The organism is Lysobacter korlensis (genome assembly GCF_042434515.1).
This window is the reverse complement of record NZ_JBHLTG010000001.1, coordinates 1-15,882: the sequence shown is the minus strand read 5'-3', so window position 1 is coordinate 15,882 and position 15,882 is coordinate 1. Positions and strand designations below refer to the sequence as shown.

The window sequence follows — 15,882 nt, the reverse complement described above, 5'->3', positions numbered from 1 at the left end:
GTGACGGCGGCCGCGGCTGCGCTCATTCGACCTTGATTGCCATCGCCGGCAGCCCGCCGCTGGCGAGCTTGCGCTTGGCGTCGGCCAGTTCGCTCGCGCTGCCGTACGGCCCCATGCGCACGCGGAACACGGTCTTGCCGTTGATGCGCGCCGACTCGACACGTGCGCCGACGCCGAGCATCGCGATCTTCGCCTTGAGTTCCTCAGCCTGGCCGGACGCTTCGAACGCGCCTGCCTGCAGCAGGTAGCGGGTGGCGTCGGCGCTGTCCGGGGCGGGGGTCGGCGCAGGGGGGGCAGCCGGCGCCGGTGCAGGTGCAGGCGTCGCCGGTTCGGTCGCCGGCCGCGGCGTGTCCTCGACCGGGGCCGGCAGCGGCGTGGTCGCAGGCGCTGCCGGCGTCTCGGCGGCAGCCGGGGACGCCGCGGCCGCGGCCTTTGCCTTTGCTTCGCGCTCGGCCTCGATGCGCGCGCTTTCGGCCAGCTCGGCGTCGCTCACCGGCACTTCGCGGCCCGGCAGCAGCGTGTAGAAGTCGAAATCGGTCTGCTTGCGCGAAGCTTCGGGTTTGGCCTTCGCGTCGTTGCCTACGTCTTCGACCGGTGCCTCGGGAATGCCGAGTTCGTCCCCGGCGCTTTCGACCGGGGCCGGCTGCGCATCGGGGTTCGGACGTGGACGCAGGAAGCCGTCGCCGTCGGAATTGAGCATCTTCGGCGCGACGAGGATCAGCAGGATGCCGATCACCACGCCGAGCACGCCCCAGGCCCAGCCCGGCAGTCCGCCGTTGCCCTGGTTGCGTCGCGCCTGGGTCTTGCCACGCTTTGCCACTTACATCACCTCGGGCGCATGCACGCCCAAAAGACCGAGCCCGTTCGCGAGCACCTGGCGCGTCGCGAACGCGAGCACGAGGCGCGCGTTGCGCACGTCGGCATCGTCGACGAGGAACTGGTGGTCGTTGTAATAGGTCTGGAACGTCTGTGCGAGTTCGAGCAGGTAGACCGCGAGCTGGTGCGGCTCGAGGTCCCGACCCGCGGCTTCGACCACGTCCGGATAGCGAAGCAGCGTCACGACGAGTTCGTGCGCGGCTGCGTCGTCGAGGTCGAGCGCCTGCGCCAGGCCCGCGTCGCGGTCGAACGACAGGCCGCGCTCACGCATCTGACGCTCGAGCCCGTACATGCGTGCGTGCGAGACCTGAACGTAGTAGACGGGGTTGTCCATCGACTGGCTGCGCGCGAGGTCGATGTCGAACGTGAGCTGCGAATCGGGCTTGCGCGCGACCAGGAACCAGCGCGTCGCATCCTTGCCCGCTTCGTCGACGAGGTCGCGCAGCGTCAGGTAGCTGCCGGCGCGCTTGGACAGTTTCACCTCCTCGCCGCCGCGCATCACCGTGACCATCTGGTGCAGCACGTATTCGGGCCAGCCCTGCGGAATGCCGACATCGAGCGCCTGCAGACCGGCGCGCACACGCGCGAGCGAGCCGTGGTGGTCGGCGCCGAGTTCGGTGATCGCGCGCTCGTAGCCGCGCTGCCACTTGCTCAGGTGATACGCGACGTCCGGCACGAAGTAGGTGTAGGTGCCGTCGGACTTGCGCATCACGCGGTCCTTGTCGTCACCGAAGTCCGTCGTGCGCAGCCACAGCGCGCCGCCTTCCTCGTAGGTGTGCCCGCGCTCGGTCAGCGTGCGCACGGTCTCCTCGACCTTGTTGTCCGCATACAGCGACGACTCGAGGAAATAGACGTCGAACGCGACGCCGTATGCGGCCAGGTCGGAGTTCTGTTCGCGGCGCAGGTAGGCCACCGCGAAGCGGCGGATCGCGTCGAGATCTTCCGGGTCCTTCGCACCGGTGACCGCATGGTCCTCGAACTCGACCGTGTCACCGCGTAGGTAGGCTTGCGCGACGTCATTGATGTAGTCGCCGCGGTAGCCGTCCTCGGGCCAGCCGGCGTCGTCGGGGCCGCGGCCCTGCGCACGCGCCTGCACCGAGATGGCCAGGTTGTTGATCTGCGCGCCGGCGTCGTTGTAGTAGAACTCGCGCGCCACGTCCCAGCCGTTCGCCTCGAGAACGCGCGCGATGCAATCGCCGATCACCGCCGCGCGGCCGTGGCCGACGTGCAGCGGGCCGGTCGGGTTGGCCGAGACGTATTCGACGCCGGCGCGGTGGCCGCGGCCGCTTTCGTTGCGGCCGAAGCGTTCGCCGCACGCGAACACGTCGGCGAGCTGTCGGCGCCACGCGCTTTCGGCCACGTGGAAATTGATGAAGCCCGGACCGGCGATCTCGACCTTCGCGATGTCCCCGTTTGCAGGCAGCGCATCGACGAGCGCCTGCGCGATCACGCGCGGGTTCGACTTCGCCGGTTTCGCGAGCAGCATGGCCGCATTGGTCGAAAAATCGCCCTGCGCGCGGCTCTTCGGGCGCTCGATCACGAAGTCGGGCGTGGCGAGATCGGCCGGCAGGGTGCCAGCGGCACGCAGCGATTCGATGGCCTGCGCAACCAGCGCGCGGAGAGTGGATTTCACGACGGATCCGGGACCTGCAGAAGGGCTGGCATTGTACGCGAGGGGGCCGCGCGGCCGGGACCGACGCCGGTGTGATCCGCCGCGCTCGCGCAAGGTTTCGGCCCTCCACGCCGGCTAGGGCGCGAGGCCGCCGTGCAGAGCTCGCGACAGGTTTGGCCAGCCGCCGGCGCGGCCGTGCGCTAGACCCAGCCGCGCGTCGCCATCGATACCGGTGCGCCGTCGCCGATGACGAAATGATCGAGCAGCCGGACCTCGACCAGTGCGAGTGCCTGCTTGAGCCGCTCGGTGACGGCCCGGTCGGCCGCGCTCGGTTCGGGATTGCCGCTGGGGTGGTTGTGGCCAACGATCACCGCGGCCGCGTTGAGCGCGAGCGCACGCCGGGCGACTTCGCGCGGGTGTACCTCGGCGCCGTCGATCGTGCCGCGGAACAGTTCTTCGAACGCGATCGTGCGATGGCGCGTGTCGAGGAACATCGCGGCGAACACCTCATGCGGCAACCCGCGCAGCCGCTGGGCGAAATAGCGGCCCGCCGCGCCGGGGTCGGTCAACGCCGCGCCACGCTCGAGCTGCGCCTGCAGATGGCGATGGCCGAGTTCGAGCGCGGCGGCAAGCTTGCAGGCGCGCGCCGGCCCGAGGCCCGGCAGTTTCGCGAGCTGCGCCGGAGTGCGCTCAAGCAGCGTGCGCAGCGGGCCGTGCGCGCCGAGTAGCTCGCGCGCGGTCGCGACCGCATCGCGCCCGCGCAGGCCCGAGCCGAGGAACACCGCGAGCAGCTCGGCGTCCGACAGCGCCGCCGCGCCGTGCGCGATGAGTTTCTCGCGCGGACGCTCGTGTACGGGCCAGTCGCGGATGTGCATGGGTTCTCGGCTTCCAAAGGCGGGTGGGTGTTTGCGGCCGGGACGCCTGGCGGATCGACCGCATCCACGGCGCCCGCGATCGCCGGGCAGACCAGTCTGGCGGCCTCCGGGCCGCCGCGGACCTCGGGCGTGAGGCCGCGTTCGGGTAAGCTGTCGCCCGCTTGCTGCGTCGGAAAAACCCCACAGTGACGGCCCTGCACGGTCAGAAAATCCTGCTCTGCGTCTGCGGTGGCATTGCTGCCTACAAGACGGCCGAACTCGTGCGCCGCCTGCGCGACGCCGGTGCCCGCGTGCGCGTGGCGATGACCGAAAACGCGCAGCGCTTCATCGGCGCGGCGACGCTTCAGGCGCTCAGCGGCGAGCCGGTGCGCAGCAGCCTGTGGGACGAGCAGGCCGAAGCGGCGATGGGCCATATCGAACTCGCGCGCTGGCCCGACCGCATCGTGATCGCGCCTGCGACCGCGAACACGCTCGCCAAGCTCGCGCACGGCTTCGCCGATGACCTCGTCAGCACGCTGTGTCTGGCCAGCGAGGCCCCGGTCGCCGTCGCGCCGGCGATGAACCGGCTGATGTGGAGCCACCCGGCCACACGCGCGAACGTCGCGACGCTGCGCGAGCGCGGCGTTGCGGTGCTCGGCCCCGCGGCGGGCGAGCAGGCCTGTGGCGAGACCGGTGAAGGCCGCCTGCTGGAACCGGATGCAATTGTTCGAGAACTGGAGGCGATGGCATGAACGCGCGCGGTTTCGATTTCGCCGAACGGCGCATGCTGATCAGCGCCGGGCCGACGTTCGAGGACATCGATCCGGCCCGGTTCATCGGCAACCGCAGCAGCGGAAAGATGGGCTACGCGATCGCGCAGGCCGCCGCGCGCCGCGGCGCGCGCGTGATGCTCGTGTCCGGACCGGTCTCGCTGCCGACGCCCGATGACGTGCAGCGCATCGACGTGCGCTCGGCCGCGCAGATGCATGCCGCCGTGCTCGCGCAATTGCCGGCCGACATCTATATCGGCGCGGCGGCGGTCGCGGATTTCACCCCGCGCGAAGTGGCGCCGATCAAGCTCAAAAAGCGCCCGGGTCAGGACACGCTGACACTGGAGCTGGTGCGCACGCCCGACATTCTGGCCGACGTCGCCGCACATGCGCAGCGCCCGCCGCTCGTCGTGGGCTTCGCGGCCGAGACCGACCGCGTCGAGGAATACGCACGCGGCAAACTGCTCGCCAAGCGCATCGACCTGATCGCAGCGAACCGCGTCGGCGTGGCCGGGTGCGGTTTCGAATGTGATGACAACGCGCTGTCGGTGCTCTGGAACGACGGCAGCCGGGCGCTTGGTCCCGCCCCGAAGGCCGAACTGGCCGACATGTTGCTGGACCTGATCGCCGAGCGCTGGGCCGGCATCACGCGTTGACGTATCGGTGCAGGTAGCGCGGATCGGGGCCGCTGCTGCTGCTGCTGCTGCGGACGCAGCGTCGTTGCGGGCAGGCAGCACGTCGACGCGCGGTTCGCGCGGCGATCTGCGAGACTGCCGGCAGACCGCACTGAACGCACGCATGCACCACACTCTCGAGGTCAAGCTGCTCGATGCCCGCTTCGGCGGCACGTGGCCGTTGCCCGAATACGCGACCGAAGCCAGCGCCGGGCTCGACCTGCGCGCGGCGCTCGATGCCCCGTTGTCACTCGCTCCAAGCGACACAGCACTGGTGCCGTCGGGGCTGGCGATCCATATCGGCGATCCTGGCCTCTGCGCGGTCGTGCTGCCGCGTTCGGGGCTGGGCCACAAGCACGGCATCGTGCTCGGCAACGGCACCGGACTGATCGATGCCGACTACCAGGGCCCGCTGCTGATCAGCATCTGGAATCGCGGGCGCGAGGTTTTTACGATGCAACCGGGGGACCGGATCGCACAGCTGGTCGTGCTGCCAATCGTGCGCGCCCGGTTGCAGGTGGTAACGGAATTCGAAACCAGTGAACGCGGAGCCGGCGGTTTCGGCCACACCGGCGTGCGCTGAGCGACACCGACGGATGCGCCCGCGTCCGCGCAGGCTTGAGGGAGTGCAACGATGGTCGATCTGAAGAGCGGGCGTTCGCGCCAGGCAGCACAACAGCTCAAGCCGCTGCTCGCGGTGCTGGCCGCGGTCTGCCTGCTGCTGGCGGGTTGGTTTGCCTGGAGCGCCTGGGAGCGCTACCGCCATGAAGCCCGACTGGAGACCGTGAAGGCCGCCCGCGATGCAGCCGTCGATGCTGCGCGCGTGGCACTGACCGCCGAAAAGCGCCGCCTGTCGACCCAGCTCGCGCAGCCCGAATTGCAGGCCGCGATCGCACGCGAAGATCGCGCCACCGCTGGCCGGTTGCTGACCCAGGGGTGGCCCGGCGCCACGGACGGTGAGGTGGTGCCACCGGATCTCGACCCGGCGTATTCGCCGTTGGCATCGGGCTCGGCCAAGCCCGGCACCTACGGACGGCTGGCGGTACTCGAAGCGGCACTGGTCGAGGACGGGCCGGTCGCGCTGCTCGTACGCGATGGCGGCAGCGCGCGGCTTGCAGTTGCCGCACCGGTGCGCGCCAACGGCCTGCTGGCCGGCGTGGCCGTCGCCGAACTGCCGCTGCAGCGCGTAAGCGCGGCGTTCGAATCGGCGCAGGTGCCGGACGGCGCGTATCTCGCGCTGCGGCAGGGCACCGCAAGCGTCGTCGAATCCGGCGACACCGCGCTCGCGAACGGCGCCGAGGCGCTTGCCCGCAAAATCGAAGGCAGCGACCTGCGCGTTGCGGCCGCGACCCCGGATATGGCCGGGGGGCCGCTGGGCCTGGATGCACTGGGCAGTGCGATCGCTGCGCTCGTGCTGGCCGCGCTGGCGCTGCTGGCGTGGTTTGCGCCGAGGCTCGGTGCGGGCCGGCAGGGCCGCGATGAGCACGGTGGCGACTCGGAACGGACTCTGGCCGAGACGCTGCAGCAGCTGGCCGCGCAGCCGCCGGCGACGCACGCGATGGCCGCGGCCAGCGACCGACCCGCGGCGACCACGGTCGACCCGGATCCGGTGTCGATGGACATCGACCGCGGCATCTTCCGCGCCTACGACATCCGCGGCATCGTCGGTCAGAACCTCGACGCCGAGGTCGCCGAACGCATCGGCGAAGCGATCGGCACCGTGATGCACGAGCGCGGACTGCGCGAGATCGTCGTCGGCCGCGACGGGCGGCTGTCCGGCCCGGCGCTCAGCGACGGGCTGATCCGCGGCCTGCGCGCGACCGGCCGCGACGTCATCGACATCGGAATGGCGCCGACGCCGGTCGTCTATTTCGGCGCGTACCAGCTCAACGCAGGCTCGTGCGTGTCGGTCACCGGCAGCCACAACCCGCCGGACTACAACGGCTTCAAGGTCGTGATCGGCGGCGAAACACTGTCCGGCGACGCGGTCGTCGAGCTGTTCAACCGCATCGCCAGCGACCGCCTGCACCGCGCCGCCACGCCGGGCAGCCTGAGCGAGCGCGACATCGGCGAGGATTATGTCCAGCGCATCGCCGCGGACGTGCAGATCGACCGGCCGTTGAAGGTCGTCGTCGATGCGGGCAACGGCGTCGCCGGCGGGCTGGGCCCGCGCGTGCTGCGCGCGATCGGCGCTGACGTGGTACCGCTGTACTGCGAGATCGACGGCACGTTCCCGAACCACCATCCCGACCCGAGCGAGCCGCACAACCTCGTGGATCTGGTCGCCGCCGTGCAACGTGAAGGCGCCGACCTCGGCGTTGCGTTCGATGGCGATGGCGACCGCCTCGGCGTGGTCACGCGCGACGGCCGCACGATCTTTCCCGACCGCCTGCTGATGCTGTTCGCTGCGGACGTGCTCGAACGCAACCCGGGCGCGCTGGTGATTTTCGACGTCAAGTGCACCGGCCGGTTGCCCGGATACATCCTGCGCCACGGCGGCAGCCCGCTGATGTGGAAGACCGGCCATTCGCTGATCAAGGCGAAGATGCGCGAGACCGATGCCGAGCTCGCCGGCGAGATGAGCGGCCACTTCTTCTTCCAGGAGCGCTGGTACGGCTTCGACGACGGCATCTACGCCGCCGCGCGGTTGCTCGAGATCCTCGCAATCCAGTCCGGCGGCCCATCCGACACGCTCAACGCGTTGCCGGACGGTATCTCGACGCCGGAGATCAAGGTCGATGCGCCGGCCGGCAATCCGCATGCATTCGTCGAGCGCTTCCGCAGTCAGGCCACGTTCGAAAGTGCGCGGCTGTCGACGATCGACGGCGTACGCGCCGACTATCAGGACGGCTGGGGGCTGGTGCGTGCGTCCAACACCACGCCGGTGCTGGTCATGCGCTTCGATGCCGATTCGGACGCCGCGCTGGCCCGCATCCAGGCGGCATTCCGCGAGCAGTTGCTGAAGGTCGATCCCGGCCTGACGCTGCCGTTCTAAGCGAACGCGCACGGCGCCGTCGCCCGGCGTCGTGCGCAACCCGCCGGCCGCTCGGCCTGCGTCAGCTGCCGTTCGCGACCGGCAGCACCGCCGGCGCCGAGGCCGGGGCCTTGAGCTCGCGATACCGGGCAAGCGTGTCCGCGAACTCACCTGCGATCGCGTCGGCCTCGCGCTGCTGTTCGGCGAGCAGGCGCTGCTGGCGCAGCAGTTCGGCATGCTGCTGGCGGATGTTGTCGGCCAGCGGCTTCACGACCGGCTTGCCCATCAGCTCGGCTTCGCCGGCGCGGCGCAACAGCGTCAGCAGGCTCTGGCGCAGGCCGGTCACCGCCATCTGCGATGCCTTCAGCGTGCCTTCGCTCAACGAAAGGCGGTGTTCGTATGCGCGGCGCAGGTCGGCCTCGGACGCGTAGGACTCGACCATCGCCAGCTCGCGTCGTTGCTGCGCCTGGGTCGCGAGCGCCGCCTGGCGTTCGGCCTCTGCCGCAGCGGCCTCGGCCGCACGCTCCTCGGCACTCAGCGCGCGGTCGACCCGGCCGGTGGCCAGGCCGCTGCGTGCGCTGATCTCGGTGCGTGCAGCATCGACCGCATTCGCAGGCAGGGCGTCGCCGCAGACCTTGCGGCCGCCCTCATTCCAGCAGTACAGCTTCTTTGCCGGTGCATTGCCCGACTGCGCCGCGGCCGGCAGGGTCAGCAGGGCGAACAGCGGGGCAATAAACAGCGCGCAGGTCTTTCGCATGGGCCGGTGCCCTCCGATCGGGGCGTGGGATGTCGATCCTTGCGGGATCACTGGCCATATTCAAGCAAGAGTTGAGCCAAGCACGACCGCCGGCACATTCGTCGACGCATGGGCGCGTCGGGAGCGCCCGTTTGCGTGGCTCATCCCGCCGCTTTGCTGCCGTAGCGCGCCCGGTAGTCGAGCAAAGCGTCGCGGTGCTCGCCCAGTCGCGGGTCGGTGGCGGCGAACGCGAGCAGGTCGCCCAGCGTCGCCACCGCGATCACCGGCAGGCCATGCTCGAGCGCGACCGTTTCTGCCGCCGAGCGTCGCTCGTCATCGCCCACCTCGACGCCCCCGGCAGCTTCCTGCCGATCGAGCGCGATCACGATGCCGGCCGCGGTGCCGCCTGCCGCCGCGATGATCGACAGCGCTTCGCGGATCGCAGTGCCCGCAGTGATCACGTCGTCGACGATCAGCACGCGCCGGCCTTCCAGCGACGCGCCGATCAGGCTGCCGCCTTCACCGTGCGCCTTGGCCTCTTTGCGGTTGAACGCGAGCGGCAGGTCGCGGCCGCGCCGCGCGTATTCGCAGGCAAGCGCGCTGGCGAGCGGAATGCCCTTGTAGGCCGGACCGAACAGCAGATCGAACTCCACGCCGCGTTCGTCGATCGCATCGGCGTAGCAGCGCACGAGCTCGGCGAGCGCCGCGCCACTGTCGAAACGGCCGGCGTTGAAGAAATACGGGCTCACCCGTCCCGACTTGAGCGTGAATTCGCCGAACCGCAGCGCATCGGCGCGCAGGGCGAGCTGCAGGAAACGGGTGCGGTGCTCGGACACGGATGGTCTACCGGCTCGGAGGGGCGGCCATCGTAAAACACGCGTCGCGTCACACCCAGCGCCGCGGCGGTTAATCCCCGCGCCGGCTGCGATCGGCTAGGCTGCGCCGTCGTCCGTCCGCCACGTGGTTCCATGCGCATCATCAGCTTCAACGCCAACGGCCTGCGCTCGGCCGCCAACAAGGGGTTTTTCGAGTGGTTCGCGCAGCAGCAGGCCGATGTGCTGTGCGTGCAGGAAACCAAGGCGCAGGAGTCCCAGCTGGTCGATGCGAAGTTCCGTCCCGAGGGCTACCGCGTCGCGTTCCGTGACGCGTCGAAGAAGGGCTACAGCGGCGTGGCGATCTACAGCCGCCGCGAGCCTGACGAGGTGCGCACCGAGATGGGCTGGGCACCGTTCGACGACGAGGGCCGCTACATCGAAGCGCGCTTCGGCAACCTCAGCGTGGCCTCGTTCTACATCCCGTCCGGCTCCTCCCGCGAGGATCGGCAGGAATTCAAGCTGCAGGTCATGGACTGGCTGCGCGCGCACCTCGACGAGTGGCTCGCCTCAGGCCGCGACTACGTGCTCTGCGGCGACTGGAACATCGTGCGCTCCAGGCTCGACATCAAGAACTGGACCAGCAACCAGAAGAACTCCGGCTGCCTGCCGTGCGAGCGCGACTGGTTCAATGCCGTGTGCTGTGACGAGTCCGGCTGGGTCGACAGTTACCGGGCGCTGCATCCGTCCGGCCAGGACTACACCTGGTGGAGCAACCGCGGCGCCGCGCGCGCGAACAACGTCGGCTGGCGCATCGATTACCAGCTGGTGACGCCGAGCCTGCGCGAGCGCATCCGCGCCTGCGCGATCGAGCGTGAGCGGCGTTTTTCCGACCACGCCCCGTTCATTGTCGACTACGAGATCGAGACCGCATGAGCACTGCCGCCGACCACAGCAGTTCCGAGCCGGTGTCGTACAAGGGCTGGGCCGGCATCAAGCGCGCATTCGGCACGCCGTCGGCGCTGACCATGATGCTGCTCGGCTTCGGCAGCGGCCTGCCGTTCCTGCTGATCGCCTCGAGCACCTTGTCCACGCGCCTGCGTGACGTCGGGCTGGACCTGGGCAGCATCGGCCTGATCAGCCTGGCGAGCTTTTTCTACCTGCTCAAGTTCGCGTGGGCGCCGCTGATCGACCGCTACGCGTTTCCGCTGACCGCGTTCCTCGGCCGCCGCCGCTCGTGGCTGCTCGCGGCCCAGGTGGTGGTTGCGATCAGCCTGGCTGCACTCGCGTTCGTGCAGCCACAGCTCGGCGTCAGCGAGCTCGTCGTCTGGGTGCTGGTGGCCTCGCTTGCGGGCGCGACGCAGGACTCGGCCGTCGATGCCTACCGCATCGAAATCGCCCCGCCGTCCGCGCAGGCGGCGCTCGCGGCAACGTACACGCTCGGCTACCGGATCGGCCTGATCGTCGCCGGCGCCGGCGCACTCTACCTGGCGGAGTTCGGCGACTGGACGCAGGCCTACCTCGTCATGGCAGCGCTCATGGCGCTGCCGATCGCTGCGACGCTGCTCAGCCGCGAGCCGGTCGCGCCGGTGATGACGGTCGCGCGCAAAGTCGACTTCTTCGGTGCGTTCTGGCAGCCGTTCACGAGCTTTTTCAGCGCGAATGGCCTGGCGCTCGGCCTCGGGCTGCTGCTGTTCGTCGGTCTGTTCAAGTTCCCCGACCAGGTCATCGGCGTCATGGCCGGACCGTTCTATCTGGACTCGGGCTACACCAAGGCCGACATCGCGACCGTCTCCAAGCTCTACGGCGTGTGGACCGGCATTGCCGGCGCATTTGCGGGCGGTCTTGCCGTGGCGGCATTCGGGTTCCGCCGCACGCTGTTCCTCGCCGCGATCATGGTCGCGCTGTCGAACCTCGCGTTCCTGCTGATGGCGCAGAACCCGTCGGAGATCTGGGCGTTCTACGCTGCCATTACCGCCGACAACCTCTCGCAGGGGTTCGCAGGCACGGTGCTCGTCGCGTTCATGTCCTCGCTAACCGACCGCAACTTCACCGCCACGCAGTACGCGTTGCTGGTGTCGCTCGCGAACCTGCCGGGCAAGTTCGTCGGTGGCGCGTCGGGCTACATCGTCGAGGCGACGTCCTACAGCACGTTCTTCCTGCTCAGCGCGCTCACGGTGGTGCCGACGCTGCTGCTGCTGGCATGGCTGTGGGGGCGCATCCGCGAAGCTTCACAGCCGCAGGACGTGGCGGGCGCCCACGCGCCGTAGCCCGACGCGCGCTGCAGCGCTGCGTCCGGCCGGTCGGGGCGCCGAGGTCGGCCGTCGTTGCTGTCAGGGCACGACGCTGCGCGTGGCTGGGCACCGCGAAGCACGCCCGCAGGCCGTCGCTACGTGTCGCTCGATGCAGCGCGCCTCAGGCCGGGTGCAGCGTTCCGAGCACGCGCAGCCCGCGCGCTCCCGTCACGGCCGGCAGGTTGCCGGGGCGGCCGAGCAGGGTCTGTCGAGCCAGCCAGGCGAACGCCATCGCTTCGACGTAATCCGGATCAAGCCCGAAGGCGGCGGTCGATTCCAACGCAACCCCAGGCAGGTGCGCCTGCAGCCGCTGCATCAACGCGCCATTGCGCACCCCGCCCCCGCAGGCCAGCACGCGCTTCGTGGCTGGCTGGTGCGTCTGCAGGGCGCCTGCAATTGTCACCGCGCTCAGCTCGAGCAGGGTTGCCTGCACACCGGCGACGGTCTCGCTGCCGCTCAGGCGCGGGGCCAGCCAGTGAAGATGGAATTGCTCGCGTCCGCTGCTCTTCGGCGGCGGCAACGCGAACCACGGCTCATCAAGCAGCCGCGCAAGCAACGCGTTGTCGATGTTCCCGCTCGCCGCCAGCCCGCCATCGGCGTCGAACGGCTGCCCCGTATGGCGCGCGCACCAGGCGTCGAGCAGGGCATTGGCCGGCCCGGTGTCAAACCCGCGCACATCTCCATGCGCAGGCAACAACGTGAAATTCGCGATTCCGCCGAGGTTGAGCACGGCGCGGTCTTCGTCAGCGCTGTGCAGAAGCGCGGCATGGAAAGCCGGCACCAGAGGGGCGCCCTGGCCGCCGGCGGCCACGTCACGTCGGCGGAAATCGGCGACGGTTGCCACTCCGGTGCGCTCGGCGATCACGCTCGCGTCGCCGATCTGCCACGAAAACGGATGCCGGCCGTCGTAAGCCGCGCCCGCGGGCCGGTGCCGGATCGTTTGGCCGTGCGAGCCGATCGCGCTCACCGCGCCGGCATCGGTGCCCGCAGCTGCCAGCAGCGCATGCACTGCCGCTGCGAATGCTTCGCCGACCTGCACGTCAAGGGTCGCCAGTTCTTCCAGCGAACGCGCATCGCCGCCCTGCCCGAGTTCGACCAGTCTTGTGCGCAGCTCCGGAGTCCAGCCCGCGGTGAGCCCATGCACCAGCTCGCAGCGCAGGCCGCCTGCCTCATCGGCAAAGCGCACCAGCGCCGCATCGATGCCATCGGCGCTCGTGCCTGAAATAAGGCCGACAAACAGGCCTGCGTTTTCAGGCGCAGCGGACGCAGGCACGCATCAGGCCTTCGGGCCGCCTTTTACAGGCGCAGCCTTCTTTGCAACGCGCGAGCTCGAGTCATCGTCGCCGTCAACATCGGCGTAGATGATGTTTTCGACTTCACGGATGCGGTCGAGCGCGGTGCGCGTCTGCGTGCGGAACTGCGCCAGCGCGGCGCCGCTGAGCGGCTCCGGCGGCGGCATCGTGATCGACAGCGGATTGCGGTGCACGCCGTTGACGCGGAATTCGTAATGCAGGTGCGGGCCGGTCGACATGCCCGAGCTGCCGACATAGCCGATCACTGCGCCCTGTGAAATGCGTTGGCCGGCCTTGTAGTTGCCGAACTTCGACATGTGTCCGTAGAGCGTCGTGTAGCCGCGCCCGTGGTCGAGGATGACGGCGCGGCCATAGCCGCCCTTCCAGCCGACGAATGCAACGCGCGCATCGCCTGCGGCCATGATCGGCGTGCCGGTCCCGGCCGCGTAGTCGACGCCCTTGTGCATGCGCGACGTGCCGAGCACCGGGTGCCGGCGCGTGCCGAAGCCCGAGGTCAGCCGCGCGTACGGAATCGGCATGCGGATGAAGCTCTTGCGGAGCGAGCGGCCGTCGGCGGTGAAATACTCGGCCTTGCCGTTGCGCTCGAAGCGGAAACCCGAGTGCAGCTTGTCGCCGGTGGTGAACGTCGCTGCGAGCACCGGGCCCGTGCGGATGAGTTCGCCCTCGCGCCAGGTCTGCTCGACCACCACGCTGAAGCGGTCCTTCGCGCCAACGTCCTCGTTGAAGTCGATGTCGTACTTGAAGATCTCGTCGGTCAACGTGCTGATGTGCTTGCCGTCCAGGCCGAGCTTGCGTGCCGAGCGATACAGCGAGCGGCCCACTTCACCGCTGAGCACGACCGTCCGGGTTTCCGTCGGCCGTTCGATGACGGTCTCGCGGATGTCATTACCGACCAGCGTCAGCTCGACGCGGTGGCTGTCGTCGCGATCGAAGCGCAACGCGCGCAGGCCACCGTTGACCGGCAGATCGAGCCCGAGCTCGGTGCCCGGCTTCAGCCGCGTCAGTGCCTGCTTCACGCCCGGATGCTCGAGCAGACGATGCATCGTCGTCGCCGGCACGCCGTGTTCTTCGAAGATCTTTCCAAGGGTCTGCCCGCGCGACACGCGTACGATCTGCCAGCTGTCACCATGCTGCCCGCGCAGGCGCGACATCGGCAGCGGTGGAAGCGTCAACGCCATGGAATGGCGCGGCGTCTGCGTCGTCACCGGCGCCTGCGGGTTGAAGCCCGGTACGATGGCGGCGATCAGCATGCCGATCGTCGCGAACAGGCTCGCCTGTGCCCACTGCCGGCGCGACCAGCGGCCGGTAAATCCGGCGGACAGCTCCCGTGCCAATACTGGACGGTGAAGCGCGGCCTCTCGCTTGGCTTTCAAGCGCTCGCGACGCTCGTTGTCCGGTGCGGTGGTCATGAATGGAACCTCCCCTGCGCGAAGATGTGTAGGCCGCGTAACGGGGCTAACATAGACACACGAGCAAGTCGCGTCAAACCCTTGAGACTGCAGGTTTTTTTGCTTACGTCTCATTTTAACGACACGTTAACTTGTAAATACCCACGACGTCGCATTCATATTTGGAAGAACAGTGAGCACGCCCTTGTCCGACAACGCTTTTGTCCCGGTAACCGACGCAATCGACCTTATCGGACGCGGTGCAGACGAGATACTCAAGCGTGAGGAACTCGAAGCCCGTTTGAAGCTCGACCGTCCGCTGCGGATCAAGGCGGGGTTCGATCCAACCGCCCCGGATCTGCACCTCGGGCACACGGTTCTGCTCAACAAGATGAGGCAGTTTCAGGACCTCGGCCATCAGGTGATTTTCCTGATTGGCGATTTCACCGGAATGATCGGCGACCCGACCGGCAAGAACGCCACCCGTAAGCCGCTCACACGTGAAGACGTGCTCGCGAACGCGCAGACCTATGCCGAGCAGGTGTTCAAGGTGCTCGATCGCGAGCGCACCGAGGTGCGCTTCAACTCCGAGTGGTTCGGGCAGATGTCCGCCGCCGACATGATCCGGCTTGCCTCCCAGCACACCGTCGCGCGCATGCTCGAGCGTGACGACTTCGCCAAGCGCTACGCGGCCCAGCAGCCCATCGCGATACACGAGTTCTTGTATCCGCTGGTGCAGGGCTACGACTCGGTCGCGCTGAAGGCCGACGTCGAGCTCGGCGGCACGGACCAGAAGTTCAATCTGCTGATGGGGCGCGGTCTGCAGGAGCACTTCGGCCAGCACGCCCAGGTCGTGCTGACGATGCCGCTGCTCGAAGGCCTCGACGGCGTCAACAAGATGAGCAAGTCGCTCGGCAATTACATCGGCATCAGCGAACCGGCGATCGACATCGTCACCAAGACGATGAAGATCGACGACACGCTCATGTGGCGATGGATCGAGCTGCTGAGCTTCGAGATCACGCTGGCCGAGGTGTCGCAGCTAAGGAGAGACATCGATCAGGGCACACTTAATCCCCGCGACCTGAAGCTGCGCCTGGCGCACGAGCTTGCGTCACGGTTCCACGGGCCGGCTGCCGCCGAACAGGCGGTCGCGGGATGGAACGCGGCGGTACGCGGCGAAGGCGACACCTCCGCGCTTCCTATAACGGCCGTGGCGGTTCCACGTGACGGCATTCGGATCGCCGCGCTCCTGACCGCGGCCGGGCTTACGGCCAGCAACTCCGAAGCCAGCCGCAAGCTCAAGGAGCGAGCCGTCCGAATCGATGGCGAAGTGTTCGAAGACGCCCAGCGTCTATTCGCCCCGGGCTTCCAAGCTGTCCTCGCGGTCGGCAAGCGGACATTCGTCCGCATCAGCCTCACCGCCGCGGACTAACGTGCGCTGAAGCTTTCAGAAAAACGGGCTTCCCACGGCCCCGACAGTTGTGCAGAATGCGCGCCCCGGCACCGAGTGGCTCGCGGTAGGAGCTGAACGGAGTCGGGGGCTGGTGACGGCGAAGTGGATTTAGCGCTTGTCATG

At 68.7% G+C, this 15,882-nt stretch carries 12 protein-coding genes and 1 pseudogene; 6 read left to right on the top strand and 7 right to left on the bottom strand.

Annotated elements, in window-relative coordinates; all coding sequences use genetic code 11:
• Positions 1-22: 22 nt before the first annotated feature.
• The 3 genes from ACFFGH_RS00065 to radC all read right to left on the bottom strand — a co-directional run bounded on the left by ACFFGH_RS00065 (position 23) and on the right by radC (position 3,363).
• The gene (locus tag ACFFGH_RS00065; RefSeq protein WP_386663805.1) at positions 23-820 is read right to left on the bottom strand and encodes an SPOR domain-containing protein; all 798 of its coding nucleotides are present in this window, start codon (positions 818-820) and stop codon (positions 23-25) included.
• On the bottom strand, positions 821-2,509 hold the full coding sequence (gene argS / locus ACFFGH_RS00060) for an arginine--tRNA ligase (protein WP_386663803.1): 1,689 nt from the start codon (positions 2,507-2,509) through the stop codon (positions 821-823).
• 179 nt (positions 2,510-2,688) lie between these two features.
• On the bottom strand, positions 2,689-3,363 hold the full coding sequence (radC, locus tag ACFFGH_RS00055) for a RadC family protein (RefSeq protein ID WP_386663801.1): 675 nt from the start codon (positions 3,361-3,363) through the stop codon (positions 2,689-2,691).
• A 209-nt stretch (positions 3,364-3,572) separates the two neighbouring features.
• Between radC and coaBC the strand changes: the two are divergent.
• From coaBC to ACFFGH_RS00040, 3 genes and pseudogenes are all read left to right on the top strand, one after another.
• A pseudogene (coaBC, locus tag ACFFGH_RS00050) lies at positions 3,573-4,768 on the top strand (bifunctional phosphopantothenoylcysteine decarboxylase/phosphopantothenate--cysteine ligase CoaBC).
• Positions 4,769-4,910: 142 nt separating this feature from the next.
• The gene (dut, locus tag ACFFGH_RS00045) at positions 4,911-5,369 is read left to right on the top strand and encodes a dUTP diphosphatase (RefSeq protein ID WP_386663800.1); all 459 of its coding nucleotides are present in this window, start codon (positions 4,911-4,913) and stop codon (positions 5,367-5,369) included.
• A gap of 51 nt (positions 5,370-5,420) precedes the next feature.
• Positions 5,421-7,781 (top strand): phosphomannomutase/phosphoglucomutase, encoded by a 2,361-nt coding sequence (locus ACFFGH_RS00040; protein WP_386663798.1) that lies wholly within the window; start codon positions 5,421-5,423, stop codon positions 7,779-7,781.
• 61 nt (positions 7,782-7,842) lie between these two features.
• On the opposite strand, the gene ACFFGH_RS00035 is transcribed toward ACFFGH_RS00040, so the two are convergent.
• Together ACFFGH_RS00035 and pyrE are read right to left on the bottom strand one after the other, a co-directional pair.
• Complete coding sequence (locus ACFFGH_RS00035; protein ID WP_386663797.1) at positions 7,843-8,517, bottom strand: hypothetical protein; 675 nt, start codon at positions 8,515-8,517, stop codon at positions 7,843-7,845.
• 140 nt (positions 8,518-8,657) lie between these two features.
• Positions 8,658-9,332, bottom strand: coding sequence for an orotate phosphoribosyltransferase (gene pyrE / locus ACFFGH_RS00030; protein ID WP_386663796.1), 675 nt, complete (start codon positions 9,330-9,332; stop codon positions 8,658-8,660).
• Between the two features lie 132 nt (positions 9,333-9,464).
• Here pyrE and ACFFGH_RS00025 point away from each other — a divergent pair, with 132 nt between their 5' ends.
• Positions 9,465-10,244, top strand: a complete 780-nt coding sequence (locus ACFFGH_RS00025) for an exodeoxyribonuclease III (protein ID WP_386663794.1) — start codon at positions 9,465-9,467, stop codon at positions 10,242-10,244.
• Positions 10,241-11,578: an AmpG family muropeptide MFS transporter gene (locus tag ACFFGH_RS00020; RefSeq protein ID WP_386663792.1), complete on the top strand. Its 1,338-nt coding sequence runs from the start codon at positions 10,241-10,243 to the stop codon at positions 11,576-11,578. The genes ACFFGH_RS00025 and ACFFGH_RS00020 overlap by 4 nt, the downstream gene beginning before the upstream one ends.
• 145 nt (positions 11,579-11,723) lie before the next feature.
• Here the strand turns inward: ACFFGH_RS00020 and ACFFGH_RS00015 are convergent, their stop codons facing one another.
• Entirely contained in the window at positions 11,724-12,875 is a 1,152-nt protein-coding gene (locus ACFFGH_RS00015; protein WP_386663791.1) for an anhydro-N-acetylmuramic acid kinase, read from the bottom strand.
• A 3-nt stretch (positions 12,876-12,878) separates the two neighbouring features.
• Positions 12,879-14,324: a M23 family metallopeptidase gene (locus ACFFGH_RS00010; RefSeq protein WP_386663789.1), complete on the bottom strand. Its 1,446-nt coding sequence runs from the start codon at positions 14,322-14,324 to the stop codon at positions 12,879-12,881.
• 172 nt (positions 14,325-14,496) lie between these two features.
• On the opposite strand from ACFFGH_RS00010, the gene tyrS reads away from it, so the two are divergent.
• A complete protein-coding gene (tyrS, locus tag ACFFGH_RS00005) occupies positions 14,497-15,738 on the top strand; it encodes a tyrosine--tRNA ligase (RefSeq protein WP_386663788.1) in 1,242 nt (413 codons plus the stop codon).
• Positions 15,739-15,882 lie beyond the last annotated feature (144 nt).